This window comes from Gammaproteobacteria bacterium (assembly GCA_016716465.1).
Lineage (GTDB): Bacteria > Pseudomonadota > Gammaproteobacteria > SZUA-140 > SZUA-140 > JADJWH01.
In genome coordinates this window covers 426,603-448,780 of sequence record JADJWH010000001.1, presented here as the reverse complement: position 1 = coordinate 448,780, position 22,178 = coordinate 426,603, and the positions used below count along the sequence as shown (strand labels likewise).

Below are 22,178 nucleotides of genomic sequence, written 5' to 3'. Positions count from 1 at the left end.
GGTCGGGACGATATGATTTAAACCATTATTAGGCGTCTTTTGATTTCCGGGGGTATTACAATCCAAAGAACACTATAGTTTCATTTGCGAATCACTTCTCTGCTTGACGAGCACTACGTGCTAAAGTGCTCGATTCCTCGCCGACTTAATATCTTCTCGTGTGAGAGGCACCGGCCAGCATCAAAATATCGACGATTTCCGAGTGTTCTCTGTCATAGGCAATCTTCATAGGACCTGACGAATCGTTTGGATTTTCGTAATCAACATCCGCGCCATATTCGATCAGTAGCATAACGACTTCAGCATGACCCTCTGCAACCGCATCCATCATTGGAATGTATCGGATGTAGTTACCTTTGTTCGCGTCGGCGCCATTTTCCAACAGCACTCTAGCGGCCCGAACATGGCCATTTTGAGCCGCGTACTTTAGTGCTGTGTCGCCATAGTGATTGCTGACATTCACATCCGCGCCTTTCTGAATAAGTAAGGCGACAACGTCTGCATGACCTTTTTCTGCAGCCACGATGATGGGCCAATGACGCTCATAATCTTCTCCTATTTGAGCGTTGCCCTCGACTGTCACACCATCCAGATTGGCGTCGTTCAAAATCAAATACTCGGCGATGTGTGGGCAATCGTTCCTAATCGCATTCAAGAGTAGCGCCCCGTCATGCATGTCAAACTCCGGTTTGTCAGCACCGTTTGCAACCAATAAATCCGAAATTTCCAAGCTATGGCTTTTCATCGTTTCGCTTAGAAAGCCTGACGCGGGAATTGGGTTCGCACCGTTATCCAACAGGAACTTAACGCAGTCCACATGGTCATTATGCACGGCCAGGGTCAGGGCTGTTTGATCACCTCGGGTACTTACGTCAACAGCAACGCCTTTTCGAAGCAAGGATTCGAGAGCTTCCAGATCGCCCTCTTTAGCCGCAAGCAAGAAGAACAACTCATCTTCGGATTCACAAATGTCGTTATGCGCATGATTATCGAGCAGATACTTAACCATCTCCTTATCGCCTTCCCCAAACGCAACCACAAGTGCCGTCTCGCCATAGGGAGTTTTGTAGTCAACATTGGCACCGGCTTGAAGCAGAATTTCAGCCATTGCCTTATTGCCACGGGCGACCGCCTCAATCAATGTCGAAGCCTTATTAAATTCACCTACCGCATGTATATCTGATCCTAGATCGATGAGGAGTTTTACGGTCTCTTCATGACCACTTGTTATTGCAGCAAAGAAGGCTTTGGCGTCGGCTCGTATGTCCATACCGGCCTCGACAAGCACCCTTATTGCGCCATCAAACCCTCGGGCTGCAGCTCTGTACAACATTCTGTCACACGAGTGATTGTCTCGATCAAAGATCACGCCCTTCGAGAGAACAAGATCAATCAGTTCTTTATCATGCTCCGTTACAGCAATGGTAAAAGGCGTTCGATCGGTCGCACCAAATTCGGAAATTGGGGGCACCATAAAATTGATATCAGTGACTTGGTCCATCAAGAGTTTAGCCAGCCCTAAATTTTCACAACGAAACGCATCCGATATCAACTCCGGATTCGCAAGATCCAGGGTCTCGCCGTAACGCAACAGGCATTGAATCACTTCAGGGTGTCCGGCACTTATGGCGAGGGCAATTGGTTTTCTGCCGTATTTATCTTCAATGGTGAAATCTGCGCCTCCTTTAAGTAGGTGTTCCGCAACCTCAAAGGCATTGTTTTCCGCGGCAAAATGTAATGCCGTATGTTCAGGTACTAAGTTGTAAGTATTTTCGGGAATACTCTTTTCATTTAGCGCCACGTTATTGTCGATCAGTGATTGTGCGATTTCGGGTTGGTTGTTTTTGGCGGCAATCATAAGCGCCGTTAATCCGGCGCTACTTTTGACATCCAATTTCGCACCGTGCGCGACCAGCGTTTGCGCGATTTCAACGTGTCCGCCTTCCGTTGCGACCATCAATGCCGAGTAGTTTCTAAATTCCGTGTCATCTAGCCTCGCGCCGTTCTCGATCAACAGCGCCACCAATTCAGCATAACCTTTCTGCGCAGCGAAAATTAAAGGCGTCCGTTTCGATTCGTGAAATGTGTCTTGCACGTTTACTTCGGCCCCTTGCTCAAGCAGCGTACGGGCGATATCCAGATTCCCGTAGTATGAAGCGTAAACAATGGGCGATATCTCGTGGCAGATGCTGCCGTTGATATCAATATGGTTTGTGCTCAACTCAGCGATAATCTGGTTAAACCACTCGGTTTTATTGTAAAAACACGCGCTACACAGTGTACTTATATCGTCAACTTTGGCGGGCTCGCTGTCGATTTCATCTTCGATGTATTCAGCCTCCGCTGTAGTCACTGTTACAACGTCGTCAGCTTTTTTAAAGAAACGGCGTACAAAAGTTTTGAACCCCACCGCAAATCCCCCAGTCGTGTAGATTGATCACTCTTCAAATAATGCGCCCAACACAGAAATTGGTATACGCGTTTCTTATTGCCGACATCACCGACCCGGCTATCATCGATAAGATCCTCTCCCACGTCCACCAGTTCGCCCCACCGGCGAGTGTGGTGACGAGCGCTATGCCTGGCTCAATCCGAGGGGTTTACGCCTGTACGGCCACAGCAAATCAGCCGGCAACCGGGCCGGCCGCTCCCACAGATTCACACAGCGACTGCAACAACCCGCCCACCGCGCCGCTGACCTGGGCGCAGCGATTGAAGCGCGTCTTCGACATAGACATCACCCTCTGCCCGCTCTGCGGCGGACAGCTGCGGGTCATAACGCATATCACCGATCCGGACCTGATCCGCAAGATCCTCGACCACGTGCAAAAGCGTGCACCACCAACACTACCGCCACGACGCGCACCTTCCGATACAACCTATCCCGATCTGTTTGCCAAACGCCAGTAAATCCGAGGCGACCGTCACAGCTGGGCGTACCATTTCTAGGCTTGCCGGTTCACCCCTACACCCGTACGTCAACCGCTAATAACGCCGTGCGATCTCCGAACCATCCCGATAGATGAGGATCAACTGGCCCAGCGATGCCCGCTACGCCAAATCCTCCAATACGACTGGCAACACGGGAAAAGACACGTTATTTTCCCTATTCGCCGACATACTCGTCGTGGAGATTGGATTACCCGATTTGCGCCCACCTTGGGGTGATGATGAAGATTCCAAAGCTTTGATTCTGGTAAAGAATATCCTCATGGAAATACTGTGGGATGTTGTTGAAAACACACCCGAAGAAGCTGCGGCAACAATAGGCTTTACGAACGATTGCTTCAACGAGCTAACACCGCTTGAGCTACCGGATTTGATTGACCCGGATAGCTACTTCATGCCTGAAGTAAGTCATTCTCCAACGCAGAATTTTGCTATAACGAGCTACCAAAATTCCCAAGCAAGCGGATCTTCAGATGTCAATAGGCGGAACTTCTGGAATAGTCGCTGGATGACATCGAAGGATCCCCTTGGACCGCTGGATATCGATGTCGTTTTCGACAAGTTTTTGTTGGGATGTCTTGCGAACAAGAGATACCTTGACTACGCCCAAAGGTTTGGTGCGACAGAGTCGCTCACACAAATAGGTGTGCAGATAATGCAAGCACACCGTACTTTCACTAACACAGATTTTTCCAGTGGGCCATCAGTGCCAGGGAAACTCGGGCCGCGACAAATTGCTGACTACCATCATCAGGAGTTTAGTTCCATAGGTTTGCCTAACAGAACATTTGGTGGCACTCCAATCAGCGGTCATCGAGATGAGGCGTTGCTTTTCACGGAATTGTTCTGCCCTAGCTGTGACGAAGATAATTAGCCGCTCCTTAGTATCGGCGTTGCTAATCTGTGTAACGCTTTTTTGCTTTGCAGACCATGAGGACCGTGATGATAGAAAATCGGATAGAGCGACGTACCTGATTCCTTCAGAATTCGACCCCGAACCCGGTCCTTGGTTGAAAGCGGAGGATGGAAAAAAGTACCGAAAGGTAACGGCGACTGAGTTCTCGATTATGCTTCGCGAAACATTGTTGGCAGAAGCAATACCCGAGTTCAAAGTTCAATTGCATGGTGTGGTGCAAGATACTATGAGTATCATCACAGTTTATGATCCCTCTCAACATGACCTTTGGATTACTCCCTCCCAGGTACGGGCTGATTTCGACGACTTATGGCACTTTCGCGGTCGCCATAAATTTGCCTGCGTTGGCGAAGAGCTTGATGAATATACCGGCTACTATCGTTACCACTATTATTGTGATCCACAACCGAGCATGAACTCGGATTTTGCGCTCCTATCCGTCGCTCCAGACGGCACTAAATCTAGACCAAGTCGTGAGAAGTTGTACATGGGTGGTTGTGCTTTTAAGAAGAACTATTTGCGTCCAGAAGATGGATCTCATCACCAGTGGTGCAGGTTTTCGCGGAAGACACCTTGGGGCGATCATTTCACGTATAACTTGAGGAGCGAAAATATCCGACTTCACGAAGAAGTCGAAGCGTACATTCAATCTTTGCTTTCCGACTGGAGGGTAAAACCTACCGAGTAGAGTTTTTTGTTTCCAAGCGCAATTCTCGGAAATACCAGAAGCTGGGCCTGGTGTTTCCGCGGTACTGACAAATTATCTTCTGGAAACCAGAGGAATCTGGGTTCATCAGATCAAGCTACCACCCTGCTCCACTCATTGAACGCACTTATCCTAAGATCCCGGTAATGCTGAGCTCTGATTAGGTGTCTGCCCAAGTTGAAGAGATTTGAAACAGCAGCATGAGCAGTCACAAATCTCTGTGCCTGCCTAACTGATTTGAATTTCCGCATATCCCGTTCCCTCACCCTGGTCGACTCATGGGATTGTTCAGCACGATTATTCTCGTACTGATCGTTACTGTGAATCGTATTGGGCATCACTTCCCGGTGGGCCACAGGATAGCGAAGTAGCTTATCCGTCACGATCTTCCTCGGCTCACTGCCATGAGACCTCAATAACCGTTTGAAAAAGCGCTTTGCAGCAGCTCCATCTCGTCGAGCCTGCAGGAAAACATCAACCACTTCACCATCCTGGTCAACTGCTCGCCAAAGGTAATGCTGCTCGCCGTTGATTTTGACGAATACTTCGTCGATGTAGAAGGTATCGCCATATCCACGGTGCTTGCGCTTCAACCTTCGCGTGTAGATGGCTCCGAATTTGATGCACCAGAGGCGAATCGCTTCCCGAGTAACGATGATCCCGCGTTCAGCCAGGAGATCTTCGATATCCCGGTGGCTCAGGTTGAAGCGATAGTAGAGCCAGACGGCATAGGAAATGATATCCGGCGGGAATCGGTGGCGTTTATACGTGTTCATGGGCCGATTCTAGCAATCTGGTGCGGTTAATTTGGCAGTACCCCTGCCGGAAAAGCTCGCTGTTATAACTGGTTTCTCGACTACTCCAGGGCACTCGCAGTTCACCTTTCCTGATACCATGCCGGTATCGATTTTCCTATCATGGTATCGATGTTTTCTGCGTTGCTGGACGCAATAAATACCATGAAAAATACCATTGATGATGCAGATTAAGTTATCAATTGGAATTATTTTCTTTATTTATTTCAATGGTTTATAAATTTCTGTCACTCCCACTCGATTATCAATAAGCCATTTTTATCTTTTATTTTCAATGACTTATTTTCCTGATAAATGGCGATACCATGAAAAATACCATGCTCAGAAAATCCTTCAAAATACTCGGAAAATTTGCAGATTGAGCACCGCCACAACGCACCCTAGGCCACCTTCCGGGCTTTGACTTCCAGGTGTATCCCCTCCTGCTCCTGCAGGTAATGGATGACCGCGAACAGGTTGCTCGCCTGGGGATTCCCTTTCGGCCCGAACATGCGCATGAGACTCTTGCTCGATTTGCCAAAGACCCTGGACAGCTCCTCAAACCCGATGGTCGCGTTGATGTAGTCGCGCAGCACCGCCTTGCCGGTATCGACATCATCGACCAGTAGGTGTTCGACCCCTTCCTGCAGCAGAGCCTTGCGAAACGCGGGGTCCCGTTGGGCGCGTGCCTGTATGCTGTCCTTAAAATCTTTCGTCAAAGCCATCAGGTTTCTCACTGTCGAGGTATTCTCTAACCTCAATCATGTGACGCCGATGGTAGCATATATGTTACCGAGTTAGTGCCCCAACAACGTTCCGTTACTGTGACCGGGTTATGTCACTGGGCCATCGTCGTCACCACCGACGCGCATTCTTCCCTGCAACGCTTGGCGCACAAACTGTCTCGCCCCATTGCCGGTCGCCTCAACGAGTTGCCGGATCTGCCCGGTGACGTCGTCAGCCCTATTCAACCTGGTGGCTGCGCTCATTGCCCGGTCATAGGCCTCTATCACATCGACGCTGGTCACCTCGTAACCCCACCCCTCACTCAGCCAGCGTAATGCGGCCAGCGCTGAACCCAGAGCAAATTCTGGTGCCGGATCGAGGTTATCCCTAGCCGCCCTGGCCAGTGTTTTTGGATCACAGGGGCTGCGGTTCGCGAGGTCCAATGCGAGATCGTACAGCTCGAGTTCCTTTGCGGTCGCAAACCATTTTCCTTCATCTCCAGGGGTCGTGGCGATGAGGTCAGCCAGAATCGCTGACGCATCCTTCATAGGGTAGCGCTTTGCCACAGCACGAAACCGCGAGAGATACGAATTGCCCTGGGCTGCCCTCAGCCCATAGCGACGATAAGCCTCATCATGGAGACCCGAGGAAATCAGGATCTCTTCGCAGGCCTGATCAATCGCCGAATCCGGTTGGTTCAAGCCTCTGGATGCCTCGGCGTATTGCAGCGAGTCCGACTTCTTGCCCATCGCCAATAACGCCTCGACGCCGTAGCGACGGTAATGCCAGAAGGGTTTACGATCCAGCGCCAGCAGGTCGAGCAGATCCTGATAGCGTTCGGCCACGAGCAGACAGGACAGGCAGGCCGTTGCGCCATGAAAATAGTTGCCCGGATTGGGATCGGTCCAACACGACCGAAGTGTCGGCATCAATTCTTCGGCCCACTGACTGGCGGTTTCCACCGAACCGCATACCTCTCCCCAGCGATCGCCCACCGGCCCCAGATAATCGACGCCGTCATCCTCCATGGCCTGCCATAAGCGTTCGAGCCATTTCTGGCGTGTCTTGGCATCCGCCGGCGCGTCGATGATGACGGGAAGCATTTGGTCGAGTGTTTTATTCACCGCAGAACCCAGGGCGCCACTGGAGCTATCCACATGTTCCAGCGCGGGCCAGAGCTTTTCGATCAGGCGAACGGCACCTTCTGCAGCCAGATCAGGTTCTTTCTTCGCCACCTTCTTGATTTCGGAAACGGCCTCGAGAAGTCGCTGGCACGCTAATTTGGAGGATTTCCAACCATAGGCTCCTGCACGAAAACGTGCAGGGAAGATCCATTTGTGAGTGGCCGTCTTCGTCATGCCATCACCTGGCTCATCAAACAGCGCTCCTCTCGCTTGGCGAAACGAGCATCCAAGCCTTATTGCGTCTGAACACTGGTCAGGCGACTCTTCACTAGATCTAACTTCGCCTTGTGGGCAAGTGGTCGTTGGTACGCTCTGTTCTGAATAGGCTCCATAACCTTGCTGATGGCGATATACGCCATACTCAATCCAGATTCGCTCTCTGACTGCTTCATCTCCACGAAGTCATACGGGAAGTCAGCGCAAAATTTGTGGAAACCTGAAAACTGACCCACCTCTTCCGTAAATCTGAAACCGTCAGGCGTTAGCCGTGAACGTCGAGGGTGATATAGGTCCACAAATAAAATGAACCACTCACTCCCAGAGAAGGTAACGGCTTCAAAAACGTCAATAGTGTCCACCGCACCAATCCTATGAAATAAAATTCTCTCTCCCCTTTCCGTTTCGAGTTTAGATAAATAGGCAAGTTGGCCAATTGAACCATTTACGGGGATTGGGTTGGTCTCGGAAAACCCAAAGGGTCCGGTGCCATTAGGATCCTGATCATAGGCGGGCCGAGACTCGATCATCGCCTTCATCGCAGGATGAATCATATCGAGTTGGAATTGTTCATCTTCAATAATGCGTCGAATCTGCTCAAACGCTTCGCGAAGTGCTTTGTCCTCTTTGTTGCCACCAAATAATTTGGATATGAACCCCATAGTCGATCCTCAATATGCCGCCATACAAGAATTCACCGAAGCATGTCGCTTAACCGACGCATTCCCGGCTTTTTAAAAGCCATTCTGATCGCCTGTTCCAGGACGTGCGTGTTGGCAGCATGGATGTAAGACAAGCCGACGTAGGTCTTTTTGTCGTCCTTGGAACCGATATAAAAAGAGCCGTCAGCACTCCACACATGCACCTGCCCCCACGAGCAGCGAACTTTTTCATTTGCCCCAAGAAACTTGTGTTTAACCAGCGTAACTCCATCATCGCTGAGCGTTGCTTCACCGAAACGGACCTCGTTTCCGCTTTGCAATGTCTCAAATAATTCTGTCAGCAATCGAATAACGACAGCCTTCCAAAGCTTCTCTAGAAAAGTGGAGTATGTTGATTCCTTCTTTAGCTCGACAACCGCCTCTGAACGATTGTCGCCAAACGCGAGCGTATAAGTTGTGCCGGTAGGTATGCCGTTAACAGAGTGACGCACAGCTCCCCATCGCACGCGGGTAACGGCATCTAACGGAAACCGTTGGTTTTTCCAACTGAGTCCATCAGGCGAGATACTTAATACATCTTTGAACATCACCCCGACTTCAGCTCGATAGGTGATATCGCGGGCCCATTCATCTTTCTGCGCCTCATTCATTTTTCGGTTCTGAAAAATATCGGCAAGCGCTTCTGAATCCTGCTCAACCCTCTCTACAACTTCGGGTAACTCTGCAAAAAGCTCTTGAATCAGCCCAGTTAGTCTCTGCGATTGATCAAGCATGTCATGCTCGTTAAAGAGATCAATCGCGAGGCTTCGTATTGAATAGGCAATTTCATGACTCGGGTCGTGATCGATTCCTCTTGCCTTTGCGCTCAGCTGAATTGGTTGTGCAACCTTGTCCCAATTCCTGGCGACTACCACCAGTTTGTCTACAATCGGCTTTACTACCTTTTCACCTGACGTAGCTGAGTCCCTGGCTGCATTGATCAGCTTCTCTACACTCTCCGCTTCTTTCTGCAAGAATCCTTGTGTCTCAACGGCATAGCTATCCACCAGGTCGTCGATGAGTTCGGGTGCGTGATCTTCTCCGCCAGCGGTAATTTGGTCGACGGCGGCAGTCATGGCATCGACAAGAGAAGCAGGCGGAAGCCTGTTTAAAGCGTCTTTGATTGCGTTACGGTAATAGCGCTTTCGCTCGGACAGCTCAGCCTCCACCTGTTCGATACCCTTGACTTCGGGAAAACCAGATACCGAACGGTCTTCGTTAATATCGCGTAGCACCTGTTCCGCGGAGAGATCGTCCACCAGATACGCCATCTCCTGGATAAATTCAGCGACATCATCTGCTGAATCACTGCCGTCTACAGCCTCAAATGCCGACGCCAATAGATTCAAGTGAGCAAGGGTCGGCAGGCCCGACTCCTCACGAAGCGACATCGGGTCAGAATGCAACGCGGAGACAAACTGTGCGGCCTTCCCTGGCGAGACGCCGGGCAGCCAGGACATTTCTGCACTCAACCTCATCCTCGGGCTGGTAAGATCAGAGCGAGCTTTTTGGCATGCGTCATGATCCAGCTCCAGAGACTTTTCCTCTGCCAGCTCAACGATCCGGCGCCGATCATCTCTGGTGGTAACACCTAGAAACGCAAAAGGATTTTTCTGAAGCTGCGACTGGCGCAAACTACGTTTACGTCGAGGAGATCCTGAGCTAGACGTTGATCGCGGTTCCGGCCGACCTGCTCTCGTTCCGGCTTGACCTTTTGATCCGCTGGCTTCCACATGAAGACCGACTCCCAACATAGCAAGTAGCTGAGGATCTTTAAGCGCTTCTTTGGCCTCATCGAGAAGAGCCTGCGAAACAGAAAGCTTCAGGTGATTTTCGATTTCATATGAAAAAACTTCAAGCTTTGCCTCAGAACAGAGATGCCTCGAGAGAACTAGTGACAAAACCAAATCATCACTTGATTTAGGCACAGAATTGCATGATCCACATTCAGTGAAAACTTCTGCTTTTTTGGCTCCACATGCAATACAGATGGCTGCTGTCATTCACTAAACCTCAACTTCTTTGTTCTCAATCAACTAAGGAAGCTCTGAACAATTGATGTTATTTCGTTCCACTGTTCATCCTCGATCAAATGGCGATAAAAAGGCGTGCATTTACACCCGAATAAACCATGTTTCTGGTTAATTCAGGGTTTTCAGGCGCAACTGTCCTGTCAAATGGTCAATAATTTCTTCTTGGCCAGTACCAGGTTCACCAGGGCACACTTGGTAAATACGCACTGTGCATTTTTATCCAGACCGCGGTACCGGACTTTGGTAAAACCGAACTGGCGCTTCATCACACCAAACACATGTTCAACCCGTGAACGGGTCTTTGACTTGTAGCGATTTGCCGATTGTTCGGCCTCGGTCAGCTTGCGGTTACGCCTGCCTTTCTTTTGTGTGAAGTCTTTCGCGTTCGGAGCCTTCTCGTACAGCAGCTTCTTCTGCCCGGCATACGCTGAATCGCCCCAAACGTGTGTCTCATCACCATGCAATAAGTCGCCGAGTAGCTGGGAGTCATGCACATTCGCTGCCGTGACGGCAACCGAATGAATCAGCTTCGTCTGGTTGTCCACACCAATATGCGTCTTCATCCCGAAGTACCATTGATTCCCTTTGCGTGTCTGGCGCATATCAGGATCCCGGGCTTTATCTTTGTTCTTCGTCGATGAAGGTGCATCGATGATTGTTGCGTCCACAATCGTGCCACGATTTACCTTTAATCCGTTCTCAGCCAGATACACGTTGACCAGCCGGAACATTTCGTCGCCCAGGTTGTGGCGCTCCATCAAGTGCCTGAAATTGAGTATCGTGGTCTCGTCCGGCACCGGCTCCTTGCCCAAGTCTATCCTGACAAACTGGCGCATGGCCCGTGAATCATAGAGCGCTTCTTCAGCGCCCGGATCGGACAGCTCAAACCAATGCTGGAGAAAATGGATGCGCAGCATCCGTTCTATCCCAATCGGTCTTCTGCCGGCACCTTTCGGCCTGGGATAATACGGCTTGATGACCTTGCTCAGAGCTTTCCAGGGAATAATCCGGTCCATCTCTTCCAAAAAGACTTCCTTGCGGGTCTTTTTGCGGTATTTCTCGAAATCATCGGTGGCAAAACTCTGTTGGCGCATCGTTCGCTTCCCAATTAAATGACCTTCTGTATTATCTCCGATTCGGGGAATTAATCAGAGCTTCCCTAAGCAACTCTAATAACTCCGGCCTGCTCGTCTTTCAGCATCTCTAACTAGAGATGCCTCTTGTGAGGATAATCGACTGTGGTCACATAAAGCCGGGTATCGCCCATCTATACACTTATCAAAATTTGCTTTCCGCTCGGCCGCGTCAACCCTGACCGCCTCCGATTGGGTTAGCAACGAATGGTTGCAAAGCGCTGGATACCGACCATCTATACATTTTTCGAAATTCGCTCTCCGTTCTGCCGCATCGACCCTAGCAGCCTCCGAAGGGGTAAGTAATGTATGGTCGCACAACGCTGGATAGCGGCCGTCTATACACTTGTTGTAATTTCGTTGATCACGTGTTGGCTCTGACTGACTATTAGCTCTTGGCGGCGCTACATTCCCGCCTAAAGCCGCATTCTGCTTCGGAGCAGAATTATTAGAGGACCCGGAAACCGCTTGGGCTAGCTCGAGCAGAGCAAGTAGTTTGCTACTAGCAACACCGTCAACGGTAATTCCATTATCTCCCTGAAATGCCTGGATGGCCGCCCGCGTTTTGTTCCCAAATAGCCCATCAGGTGTCCCCGCGTTATACCCGAGCTCATTCAAGCGACGCTGAATAGCCAGCACCGTTGCGTCTGGCGTAGGGCGAGACGGCTTAGATGCTGGTGTAGACTCTTGAGTTCTCGCTGTTGTAGCAGGGCTACGAACAAATCTGTTCCGCCCTTCGGCCTGTAATTGACTACGGTATGGATCGACATCTCTTCGAGCGCTCTCCAGGGCGCCCTGGCGGTACCGGAACTCACCACAACGGCTGTTATAGTCGTTGACATACCCATTGAAGCGATCCACGTCCGAATCGCTGTAATTATTGATAACCGCCTCTGCTGCATCCAGCCGGATTTTCTCGGCCAAACAGTAGCGGATCTGCGCAGTTGAAAGGACATTGTTTCGACCAACGGAAGGCTTGCTTTCAGATGGACGACTCGGCGCCTGGGGCTGCGCGATTACTGGTTGGCTGGCCGGCGCTGTGGAAGTTGAAGAAGATCCTGGGGAATAACCCGACTTCGATGGCCTGCTGTTGTCTGATTGGTTAGCAAGCCAGATGAGGCCAATAACCACAGCAATTCCCACAAACCACTTGCCCGCTGATGAGCCGCCCGATGGTTGTGCAGGTGCCTGATATGTCTGCGAGGTAGGTTTGGTTGACGTTTGTTTCGGCTGCTGACTACCGCCGGCAGTCTGTTTTGGATGCGGTTCAGAGTGGGGCTTCTGGGGCTGTTTCGGTTTACTGCTTACGACGTCATCAACATCTGACACCATTGATGACAGACCCGCAAAACCTTTGCCCTCGCCCTGTTTTTTTTCTTCTTCATCGTTCACGTTAGCTTTACCGGATGAAGCCAATCGGGTGCCTCTTAGCGCCTTCGCGCTCTCTGGCTGGTGCCGCATGCATTGCTGTGAGCAGGCTGTCCTGATCCAATCTGTCCTTGCCAGCCCGTGCCGCAAGCCTAGCTCCCTCGCGGACAACAAAAGCCACATCTGATAACGGTCGCCCAGCGAGCTCCTGGGCAAATGGCGTCGGGTCAACGTCATCCTCTTTGGGTAAGGTTGACAGCAACTTCTCCAGCAATGAGAGCACTTCTACTTCGCTGGCAAAGTCAACATTGACCACATGATCAAAGCGGCCCCGCCTCAAGATGGCCGGATCAATCATATCGACACGGTTTGTCATCGCGACAATAAGCACGTCGTTCTTTGCAGCTTCTGGAATCCGGCGCAGGAATTCAGCAACTTCCTCGACACGATGATGGCCGGAACCGGTCTCCCGATCCGCCAGAAATGCCTCCATCTCGTCGATAACCAACACAGACGGTGCATTCTCCATCGCCTTATCAAAAACCTCGGCTACCTTCTTGCTGGTTTCATGAATGTAGGGGCTAGCAACGCTGGAAGCGTCAATCTGAAAGCTTGGCCACCCGAGGAAGTCGATCAGTCGCTCTACCGCAAACGTCTTTCCACATCCGGGAGGTCCGTGCAAAACTATGGCCGACGGGAACTCAATACCAAGAGCCTTATAACGATCACGGTTTTGGATGATGTCAACGATATGCTCATTGAAGAAGGCGGCGAGGTCAGGTCGCCCAGCCAATTCAAAGGCTGTCGACGCGTGTTGCTGATCACGCGGCTCTTCTTTTCGATCCGTACGCTCTGCTTGCTTGTTATCTGGCCGCGAAGGCGAGCTTCGAGACCGGTCAGCCGGTATAACTTCAGCAACTTCGAACCCAGCAGCTTGAACAACCTCCTGTAGGTGACTTGCACTTAGCCAACTCATGGTCTGACGAAGTCGACGAAACGATTTCGCAGACACAGTCGCTCCACCTGTGAGCCAGTAACCAAGTACTACATCATCGTCGGTTCTTGCTGTAATGCTGTAAGTAGGTAAGAGACGGCTGAACTTTTCGACGTAGAGAGCGTCCTGCAACGGTGAGTCTGAATCTATGTCGCGGGTCGCCTTCAGCGCCAACGCGAACGACAAAGCCTCGGCCTTCGTGTCAGGCGAGTTTCCATCTACAACCGGGCACAGCACCTGTTCTGCGCCGCAAGCAATAGCCCCGTATCGCTGGGTGCCGAAATCAAAGAACCTAATAGGCCCTTCCGTGATTAGCCCTGCATATATCCATCGGCTGGCAAGTTCGTCCTGAACTACGAGCGCTCGCCCGCCGCCCTGGTTTTCGTAAATTTGCCAATTCACCCCCTCAGAGACAGCAACGCGGACCTTAACGCCATCCGGCAATTTGTACCCAACAGGGAGCCACGCATCGAGGGGCATATTAGTTAACTCCGAACTATATTTGCGCCAGCCATCATTTCATCCTCGCCCGCTGAGCCAATGCGTACCGAGTCAAGATGTGCGACTACCAAACGCAGTTTATCGATATCGTTCGCCTTGAGCGCCTCGGCGCCAGTTGCGACTAACTCCGCATGCTCTCTTGCATCAGGGAACAGGTAAGTGTCCTGTGCAAGCCATTTAAAGCGATCGATTACGAACCAGTCCTGACGCCACAGGATCATAAAGTTCTTTCCACGCAGCTCGTCCAGATGCGATTCGAAGTCGCGATTGTTGTTGTCAATCGAACGCTGGGCAGTTTTGGCGAGATTGTCGAAAGCATTGGACTCGGTAGGGCGAGCATACTCTCGAACCGCCTTATCGAAAAACTCAACTGCTTTATCCAGCTCTAGCTGGCGGATGTCCGGTAAGTGCTCCTGGCGCGCAAGAGCCAATAGCCGCTTGGCTTCCTGAACATTGTCCATCGCCTGCTTTGCCGTTTCGGGATCAGACTCACCACTGCCAATCGACTCCGCTTGCTCAAGCTTTTCTCGCGCCTGATCCAGTCGCGGGTCGTCGATCTTTGAGGCCATTTCCTCTAGACGTTGAAGTACAAGGCCACCCTGCTCTTCGACTTGCTGAGACGCCTGCGTATAGTCGATCCCGCCTTCCTGACGGGAATAGAAGTTTCGCCCGCTATGGAACGATCCTCCTATCGAAGGCACAGAAACCTCCATTATAATGTTGCCTGAATCCAGCACCTCATACTCGCAAATCAATTCCGCTCCGGCAGCGATTACTCCATCGTCAAAGTCTTTTCCGGTTATCTTAAAGAGCCCGATGAATCGGTTGTCACTGATAGGTTCAATTATGTCTCCTTCCCAAAGTTGAAAGTTGAGGGAACCAGATGAACCTGCACGCAACGATTCTTCTGCTTTGAAGGTGGCCTTTCCCCTTTTTGGCAACTGTTCTCCCTCCTTGACGAGGTAAGCGAGAATTACGGGGCCACCTATCTTGTCCTTTGCCGCCACGGAAATGGAATGGGACGCTGGAATCGCATCAATACTGGCTGCCGTTCTAGAAATAACGATTTTGTCCTCGCCCAAGGCGACGGGCCCACCCTTAGGGTCAAACACCCAAACCTTAAAAGTGTTTTCCCCGGGTTTCGCAAGCGTCACCTCGACTGCAGCTCCATCCTTTAGAGCCATTCGCCCGGAATCCCATCCTGTATCCAGACTATTGATCTGAAACTCAACTCCAGCCGCAGCATTCCCGCCAAGCTTCGCTACAATTTTCGCCTTCGAGTCTGGCGTTCGTGCGATGTAGTTGAAAGAGAGGTCCAACGAGCCTCCCGTGCTGAGTGCGCCTCTAGCACTTTTCCGACCGCGGCTTTGTGAACTCCAGTCGATCGATTCTGCAAAAACGGCTGCACCCTCTGCGACAGCCGTCATAGGGTTCATGTCGGTGGATGGTGCGATACCAAGCTCGAACGCGACCCGATCTCGCAGTGGTTTGTATTGTGTCGGTCCGCCGATAAACACGACGCGCTCAACATCATGAGGGCTCAACCCGGCCTTCTCGAGGGTCTCTCGGGCCGATTGGATAGATTCATCGATCTTGCCAGCGATTAAGTTATCGAGAAGCTCTCTGGTAAAAGGGATGTCGACATAGATTTCAGAACCAGACTCATCATTAATGCCGAGATCAGATTCTGTGAGGCTGATGACAGCGTCCTCTTTTGCAGACAGCTCGATCTTTGCCTTTTCTGAGGCCCAAAGACACATCCTCAGAAGAGACTTGTACTTCGGGTTAGCACTGAAATCTTCGGGAAGATCAAAGTTCGAAACAATCCATGGCTTGACAACGTTATCAAGTATGGCGCGATCGAAGTCGGTGCCACCGCACATCGCGACACCACCATGAGCCAGCAGGCTTACCCGGCCGCTAATACTTTCGGCAATCGCAATATCCAGTGTCCCACCACCCAGATCGAACACCAGAAAAACGCCGTCACCTTTGCGCTGCTTCATAACACACATGACAGCCGCAACCGGCTCTTGCATCAACGCGACGCTGCCAAGGCCAGCCATTTCGGCTGCAGCCAATGTGGCGTCCTTTTGCATCTGATTAAAAGCGGCAGGAACGGTGATTACGGTTCCGGTTTCTCCGCCGTTTCTGATTTCCTCCGGTAAATACCCAAAGCAGAGCTTGAGAATCTCGGATGAACACTCCTCCGGAGTCATGACAATATCTACCGCAGCAAGCTTTACGGGCGTGCTCGTCCCCATCATTCGCTTGAATTTTGTAGCAGCGTTATCAGGGTTTTTGGCGGCATTATCATAGGCCCGCTTGCCCAAGTATTTGTTGCCTCGCCTATCAATAAAAATAGCCGATGGCGTGACGTCATTTTGATCGGGACTTTTGTAAAGGCGCACCGACTCTCCGTCATAGGAGCAAATTGCACTGTTTGTTGTTCCGAGATCGATTCCGACGTATTTCATGCATGCACCTTCCTAAGCATTACCGTGCCCTGCTTCCGCAAGCCCTCTGGTCCCATGATGATAGGCTCCACCATTTGATCAACCAGCAACTCATCATCAGGACCGAAATCGCCGATGTTGAGTGCGGATGCAGCTATTCCCGGGTCGAATGGATGGCCTTCCACATTCACAATTTTCAGGCCACTGGCCTCAAGGCTCTCTTCGACCTTTTTCTGGAAGTAGCGAAGCTGGTTAACATAACGAGTGGCTTCACCAGCATCCAATTTGTTGACAAGACGGGAGAACAGTCGGGCAAATCTCCAGCTCTCGACTGCAACATCGATCAGGGATCGTTCCAGCTGGTCGTTCGTATCGTCCTGTTCACTTGTCATCGTGCTCACCCGCGTCCCGATGCTGGTCTTCAGACTGACGCCGAATCCACTGATCGATTTCCTTCCTGGAAAATCGCCAAGCCCCACCCACCTTGAAGCCGGGGATTTTTTTGTCCGCTGCCAAGCGATAGATAGTCCGCTCGGTGACCTTCAGATAGAGGGCAACCTCCTTGATCGTAAGAATCTCTGCGTCCACTGACTCGTCAGGCATGGCGAAGGAAAATCCGTCAATTTTGGTCAGAATAGTGTAAACGCTTCATACCTACAACAGTGAGATGGCGGATATTGACTTTAATGCCACTCCATCACTCCGACTAAAGTTACCTACCAATTGACAAGAGAATATTCAGATTTTCACTCAGCAACTGCTCCGTAGACCCCGGATCGGAGTCCCAGAGGTCCGCTAACTTTGCTTCCGCAAGATTTACCTCCCAGGGGAAAATCGATCTTTCTTTTATTTGTGCAAAGGGTCCGTCTGACTCTGTAAGTACACGCTCTCGAGGCATGCGCATCACTAAGTCCTTTCCAAGTTTGCTCCTGAGCATCGCAGGCCCAACACTAAACCAACATCCCAGAGAAATAGCCCGATCCAGCTCACGCGCTGTCCCGGTGAACCAATGAAGAATCGGTGTGCCCGACTCCGGATACAGCTCTAACAGGTCAAGTACCGGCGTACTTGCACGCCGACTGTGAATTGACATAACCCTTCCACCGGCTTCGGTGCACGCGCCAAGTATGTGTCGAAAGACATCGATTTGGTCTTGCCAATGTGTCTTGAACTCAGGCGCGCCATCCAATCCGACCTCGCCTACATAAGCGCTGCCAGGCAGTATGCGATCGAACAACGGCAACTCACCCTTTCTCTCATGTGCGAGTTGAGGGTGCAGACCAAGCGCCGTTATGATAGCGCCTCCGCCTAGAGCCGAGGTACCTGCCCACGCGCTAGGTGTCGTGGTCACAGACAACACGTTTAGCTTTCGCTCACGACATTTCCGGGCAATCGCATGCGGGTCAGGGTATAGATCGACGTGACAGTGAAAGTCGATCATCGAACACCTGCTGCTGCCAGAAACTGACCAACTTCCCTGATTCCACGAGTAAGTATGGCCTTATAAGGGGTAAGATCGCCCATAGCTAAGGCATTGAGATTGTTAGTCGCAAGCGCGTCTAGTCCATATGCATCGACAAGCGCCGCTGCCATCGCTGCGCATCGTACGTCATCATATCGGGCGTGCTGCGAATCATTCTTCGACAGATCGGCATAGACATATTTTGTCCTATCGTCTTTTCCCCAAGCATGGAATGCAGCGCGTCTGATCAGACACGGAAAGCACCTCCCGCAGTGTTGCCAGCCATTGCGCGCATAGCGTCCACAACTAGTTGTCTCTGCAGCGTGCTTCCTAAGAAATGCCTGGTCCTTACATTCAAGGAGCATTTCGCCTTTCGTCCTAAATTGATATGGATTGCGAACTGCAATCCGCAGTTCAGCAACATCGAGCAGCCTCTGAAATAATCCCAGAAAAACCGGGTGGGTCGTCCTCGTGCTAAGACTACCGAGCCGGGCCGGCGTGAGAGGCGGATTGATCGATATCAACCCGTTTTCGCAAATATAAAGGTCAACGCGCTCACCATCGTGGTAGTGCTTCTGCGCACTAGCAGCCAGAACGCCATAGGCAAGGAAGATGAATGATCGGGCGCGTTGTGAACGTTCATTCTCGCACGGACATTTGACGTTGTGATTCAGTTGCAGATGATTAAGTCCGCCACCGATCTTCGCAGCAAAGTCCGCTTGCGATTGCTTATCACCTGCCGCAACCTGACTGACAGCAAATGGGGCCTTACCGTCAGCGACGAGGTCGATAGTACCGACAAAGCTGTCAAGGCCGCCCGAGAGCAAGGTAACGCAATCGCCATCCGGAAGCTTGGGAACTTTGCTTGGTTTAGGGTAAAGGCCATAACCCACGAATTGCAGAGCCCATAAATCGGTTGTAAGGAACTTAAGCTGATCTTCGATAAGCGAGCGCTGAGTTGTCCAGAAATCTGGATCACTCACCGCGACGGTAAGAGAAATCTGGCGGGTCCAACCATCCGGGCTCTCGCCGCGCTGGACAGCTGTATCCGCACAGATGACCGAGAGAGCGAGCGACAGCAGATCCCACGCGCGAGGCGATGGGGATAGCTTAAGACTCTGAACGTGTTTGAGAAGTGTCCCGCCAGCCGAACCGTGATAGGAATTCTCCGCAGAACCATACAGAATGCACCGCAAGTCGTCTTTGCGCAGGCGCCCGAACTTTGAGTTGGAGGGACCACAGATAATTCTCATTTACAGATACCCCTCGAATACACCAATTGCCAGCCCTAGTGCATCTCGGACAATTGCGGCAACCTTGTTGCTGCCAAGAGCGGTTGCGTCGGTCGACAGCTTTCTGAAACTCGCTGCGACCGTTTGCGTAATGAAGTCCCTCACTTCTTTAAGGCGGGAAAGAGCGCTCGCAACACTTGGTGCTTTTTCCTGAATCGTCTTGCCAAGATCAAGCTCAAATCGGTTGAACACGTCCCATGCAATAAAGCGCTCAACTGCAAGCACCCGTTGCGTCTCTGACAGGTTGAGCAGGTCGGCGTCCGGAAACTGTGTAAGCAGCTCGGAAAGTGCTTTGCCGATAGCGGCGCGACTGGCCTCACCGTCTTGCGTGCCGTCTACGGGACGCACAGCCTCAACGACGGCGCTCATTATTTCGTCAGCACTGCGACCAGCGAGAACAGTCGGGTTCAGCTCATTTCCCGGGCCTGATGCCTGGCCTGCGGCTGCCGCTGATAACGCACCAAACAGCGTGCCGGCAGTGCGGGCGGTACCACCAAGGCGGCGCACTGCCGTGCCACTACCACCCAGCCCTTTGTGGACGTAGTGCCCTACGCCTTTTCGCATATCGTCGGCTAAGCCTGTGCGAGCAAAGCGGCCGAGCCTAGTGCGCGCACCGCCAAAACGTGCAGGAGGGGCTATGGGTACAGGCTGGGCTGGCTGCTGCACTGCCTCATCTGGCGCGTCGCTTTCCGGCGGCGCACTCTCGTCATCACCGGGGCCATCGACAGGTGGCACCGGGTCTGGCACCCAAGGCGGCACCATAGGCGTGCCAGAAGGAGAGCCGGAGCTCGACGACGAAGTGCCCATCAGCTCTTCTCCACAGCTTCAATTGCCTTTTTAACGGGAGCGCTCACGTCAGCGTCCTTCCATCGCGCAAACACTTCAGCAACCCACTGCTGGTCGCTGATTTTGGGTACGATACCTGGCTTAATTTGGCCAAGAGGTCGCTCGCTCAAGAAGCCTGCGACGCGCGTCCCAAGTGACGGATCGGCCTTGGCAACGGCGATACACGCATCCAGGATCGCCGGCGTACCCCATTCCTGCTCGCGCCGCGCCTGTTCGAGTATGCGGTCCATAATTACGGTGGTCTCTGGACGTGCCAGCACCGCAAGACGATCATGCAGACTCGCCGCCATATCAGGACTTGTGAGGATAGCCGTTAGTAGTTCTGCTCCTTCTGATGACAACCGGTCTTCCGGTGTAATCAGTGGTGCATGCTCTCTGCTGACATAAAGCACTCCTCGCAGATCTGTGTCAGCGAGCGGTGGTGTGATCGTGAGCCATTCTCGAATAAAGCGATCGTTCCAAAGCGGCTCCAGCTCAACCTCTGCGCCAGAAGTAGCTTTCTGCTCCCATTCAGCCAGGAAGACCGGCTTGCCTTCGGGATCATTGTTCACAGCTGCGATCAAAGCATCGTAAGCCTTGGGATTACCGCAGCGCTCGAACAGCAACATCTTCGCCAATACCGCTTCATCAACGCCTACGTCATGAGCACGCGAGATTGCCATTCTGATTGAGAGCGCGTTTAGAAAACGCTTGACCAATCGTGGGTTTCCAGAGATTTGACTGGCGCTAACCATGATGGGAGCGAGGCGATCGGCAGTGTCAAAACGCGCCACCAGCTCCGGCGGCGCTTCTTTATAAACTGACTGAATGAATGCCCGGTCTACACGCTCGCCACGCCAACTTTTGGCAAGTTGGGAACAAACCGCCTCACGGATTCCTTCCTTGAGGGTATCGTCTATATCGGTAGTCTCGATAAACAGAAGCATCATATAGGCTCGAACTTCCTGCGTACCAAGAGGAGGAACACGGATGGGGATCTGGATAAGCTTGTCGAAATAGTTAATAACCAAGTCGTCATCAACTTCCCCAAAATGCTGTCGGACCGCATGTTTAATCATTGCATCGTCGGCTGCGATTACAAATGCCGTGTTGTCCAGGAAGAGAAACAGCCGAATAGCTTCGAGCGTGGAGATCGTGGTAGGTGGAAGACAGCGATCCAGGTCGTCGATGAGCACAACGAGCGTTACCCCCATCTCGGCTAACGTCTGCTCAAAGCATTCACGAATAGCATGGATCTCGCGCGGCGGAGACAGTTCTGGCTTCGCCTTGATTAGGCCTTCTGTAGTCGTAATTACTTCTGATACTGCGTCGGCCGCTTCCTGTGCTTCTTCTGCACCGGCCCCTTCTCCAATCACCTTCCGGCCAACTCTAACTACGTCACCGATCAAGCCTGTTGGTGGGAGCCCCAGCGCGAGTGCGAGCGCTGAACCAGCGCCCAGTTTGGCTGCGCGCAGCCAGTTGACGCGATGCAAAAGCTCTTTCGCCTTGTCGACACCGCTTTTTCGCTTTTCAGCTTCTTCATTTAATTTAGTTGCAATAACTTCAAGTAGCGCTGCTCGGGCATCGTCGTAGCCTTGATAAAGCCACGCATTGAACTCCACATAGATAAATCGGGCTGGCTCACTTTTGTCCTTTTCGGTAAGGGCAGTGCGAATCAGCTTTATCATTGATGATTTGCCAACGCCCCAAGCGCCAGATACTCCAATAGAAATCGGCCTGCCTTGGGCCTGCACGGTGATTTCAGCAACCGTCTCGGCCACCCCACCGAAATTCAGGTAATCACGTTCTGTTTCGTTATCTGGCCACATCCATGCAATTCCTATTGATTAATCAGGTTCGTATGAACTACCGACGATCACGCCAACGATGCTATACACAACAGCAGTTGCTAGTCACAATGG

General features: G+C 51.7%; 19 protein-coding genes. 3 read left to right on the top strand and 16 right to left on the bottom strand.

Features of this window, described 5'->3' with window-relative positions:
- Window positions 1-145 precede the first annotated feature (145 nt).
- Entirely contained in the window at window positions 146-2,410 is a 2,265-nt protein-coding gene (locus IPM20_02100) for an ankyrin repeat domain-containing protein (protein ID MBK9130425.1), read from the bottom strand.
- 23 nt (window positions 2,411-2,433) lie between these two features.
- On the opposite strand from IPM20_02100, the gene IPM20_02095 reads away from it, so the two are divergent.
- The 3 genes from IPM20_02095 to IPM20_02085 all read left to right on the top strand — a co-directional run bounded on the left by IPM20_02095 (window position 2,434) and on the right by IPM20_02085 (window position 4,553).
- Window positions 2,434-2,910: a hypothetical protein gene (locus IPM20_02095; GenBank protein ID MBK9130424.1), complete on the top strand. Its 477-nt coding sequence runs from the start codon at window positions 2,434-2,436 to the stop codon at window positions 2,908-2,910.
- 112 nt (window positions 2,911-3,022) lie between these two features.
- A complete protein-coding gene (locus IPM20_02090; protein ID MBK9130423.1) occupies window positions 3,023-3,823 on the top strand; it encodes a hypothetical protein in 801 nt (266 codons plus the stop codon).
- Entirely contained in the window at window positions 3,807-4,553 is a 747-nt protein-coding gene (locus IPM20_02085; GenBank protein MBK9130422.1) for a hypothetical protein, read from the top strand. The genes IPM20_02090 and IPM20_02085 overlap by 17 nt, the downstream gene beginning before the upstream one ends.
- 110 nt (window positions 4,554-4,663) lie before the next feature.
- On the opposite strand, the gene IPM20_02080 is transcribed toward IPM20_02085, so the two are convergent.
- The 15 genes from IPM20_02080 to IPM20_02010 form a co-directional block, all read right to left on the bottom strand.
- A complete protein-coding gene (locus IPM20_02080; protein MBK9130421.1) occupies window positions 4,664-5,347 on the bottom strand; it encodes an IS6 family transposase in 684 nt (227 codons plus the stop codon).
- A gap of 419 nt (window positions 5,348-5,766) precedes the next feature.
- Window positions 5,767-6,090: a transcriptional regulator gene (locus tag IPM20_02075; protein ID MBK9130420.1), complete on the bottom strand. Its 324-nt coding sequence runs from the start codon at window positions 6,088-6,090 to the stop codon at window positions 5,767-5,769.
- Window positions 6,091-6,198: 108 nt separating this feature from the next.
- Complete coding sequence (locus IPM20_02070; protein MBK9130419.1) at window positions 6,199-7,449, bottom strand: hypothetical protein; 1,251 nt, start codon at window positions 7,447-7,449, stop codon at window positions 6,199-6,201.
- Window positions 7,450-7,508: 59 nt separating this feature from the next.
- Window positions 7,509-8,153, bottom strand: coding sequence for a hypothetical protein (locus IPM20_02065; protein MBK9130418.1), 645 nt, complete (start codon window positions 8,151-8,153; stop codon window positions 7,509-7,511).
- A gap of 32 nt (window positions 8,154-8,185) precedes the next feature.
- Entirely contained in the window at window positions 8,186-10,195 is a 2,010-nt protein-coding gene (locus tag IPM20_02060; GenBank protein MBK9130417.1) for a hypothetical protein, read from the bottom strand.
- Between the two features lie 170 nt (window positions 10,196-10,365).
- Window positions 10,366-11,319: an IS5 family transposase gene (locus IPM20_02055; GenBank protein ID MBK9130416.1), complete on the bottom strand. Its 954-nt coding sequence runs from the start codon at window positions 11,317-11,319 to the stop codon at window positions 10,366-10,368.
- Window positions 11,320-11,394: 75 nt separating this feature from the next.
- Window positions 11,395-12,819: a peptidoglycan-binding protein gene (locus IPM20_02050; GenBank protein ID MBK9130415.1), complete on the bottom strand. Its 1,425-nt coding sequence runs from the start codon at window positions 12,817-12,819 to the stop codon at window positions 11,395-11,397.
- Window positions 12,758-14,200 (bottom strand): ATP-binding protein, encoded by a 1,443-nt coding sequence (locus IPM20_02045; GenBank protein ID MBK9130414.1) that lies wholly within the window; start codon window positions 14,198-14,200, stop codon window positions 12,758-12,760. Before IPM20_02045 ends, IPM20_02050 begins: the two co-directional genes overlap by 62 nt.
- A 5-nt stretch (window positions 14,201-14,205) precedes the next feature.
- The gene (locus IPM20_02040; GenBank protein MBK9130413.1) at window positions 14,206-16,698 is read right to left on the bottom strand and encodes an Hsp70 family protein; all 2,493 of its coding nucleotides are present in this window, start codon (window positions 16,696-16,698) and stop codon (window positions 14,206-14,208) included.
- Complete coding sequence (locus IPM20_02035; protein MBK9130412.1) at window positions 16,695-17,069, bottom strand: hypothetical protein; 375 nt, start codon at window positions 17,067-17,069, stop codon at window positions 16,695-16,697. Before IPM20_02035 ends, IPM20_02040 begins: the two co-directional genes overlap by 4 nt.
- Window positions 17,059-17,280: a helix-turn-helix domain-containing protein gene (locus IPM20_02030; protein MBK9130411.1), complete on the bottom strand. Its 222-nt coding sequence runs from the start codon at window positions 17,278-17,280 to the stop codon at window positions 17,059-17,061. The genes IPM20_02035 and IPM20_02030 overlap by 11 nt, the downstream gene beginning before the upstream one ends.
- A gap of 109 nt (window positions 17,281-17,389) precedes the next feature.
- Window positions 17,390-18,118: a TatD family hydrolase gene (locus tag IPM20_02025; protein ID MBK9130410.1), complete on the bottom strand. Its 729-nt coding sequence runs from the start codon at window positions 18,116-18,118 to the stop codon at window positions 17,390-17,392.
- Complete coding sequence (locus IPM20_02020) at window positions 18,115-19,392, bottom strand: 7-cyano-7-deazaguanine synthase (protein ID MBK9130409.1); 1,278 nt, start codon at window positions 19,390-19,392, stop codon at window positions 18,115-18,117. Before IPM20_02020 ends, IPM20_02025 begins: the two co-directional genes overlap by 4 nt.
- Entirely contained in the window at window positions 19,393-20,238 is an 846-nt protein-coding gene (locus IPM20_02015) for a hypothetical protein (protein ID MBK9130408.1), read from the bottom strand. It lies immediately after the preceding gene.
- Window positions 20,238-22,085, bottom strand: coding sequence for an ATPase (locus tag IPM20_02010; protein MBK9130407.1), 1,848 nt, complete (start codon window positions 22,083-22,085; stop codon window positions 20,238-20,240). Before IPM20_02010 ends, IPM20_02015 begins: the two co-directional genes overlap by 1 nt.
- Window positions 22,086-22,178 lie beyond the last annotated feature (93 nt).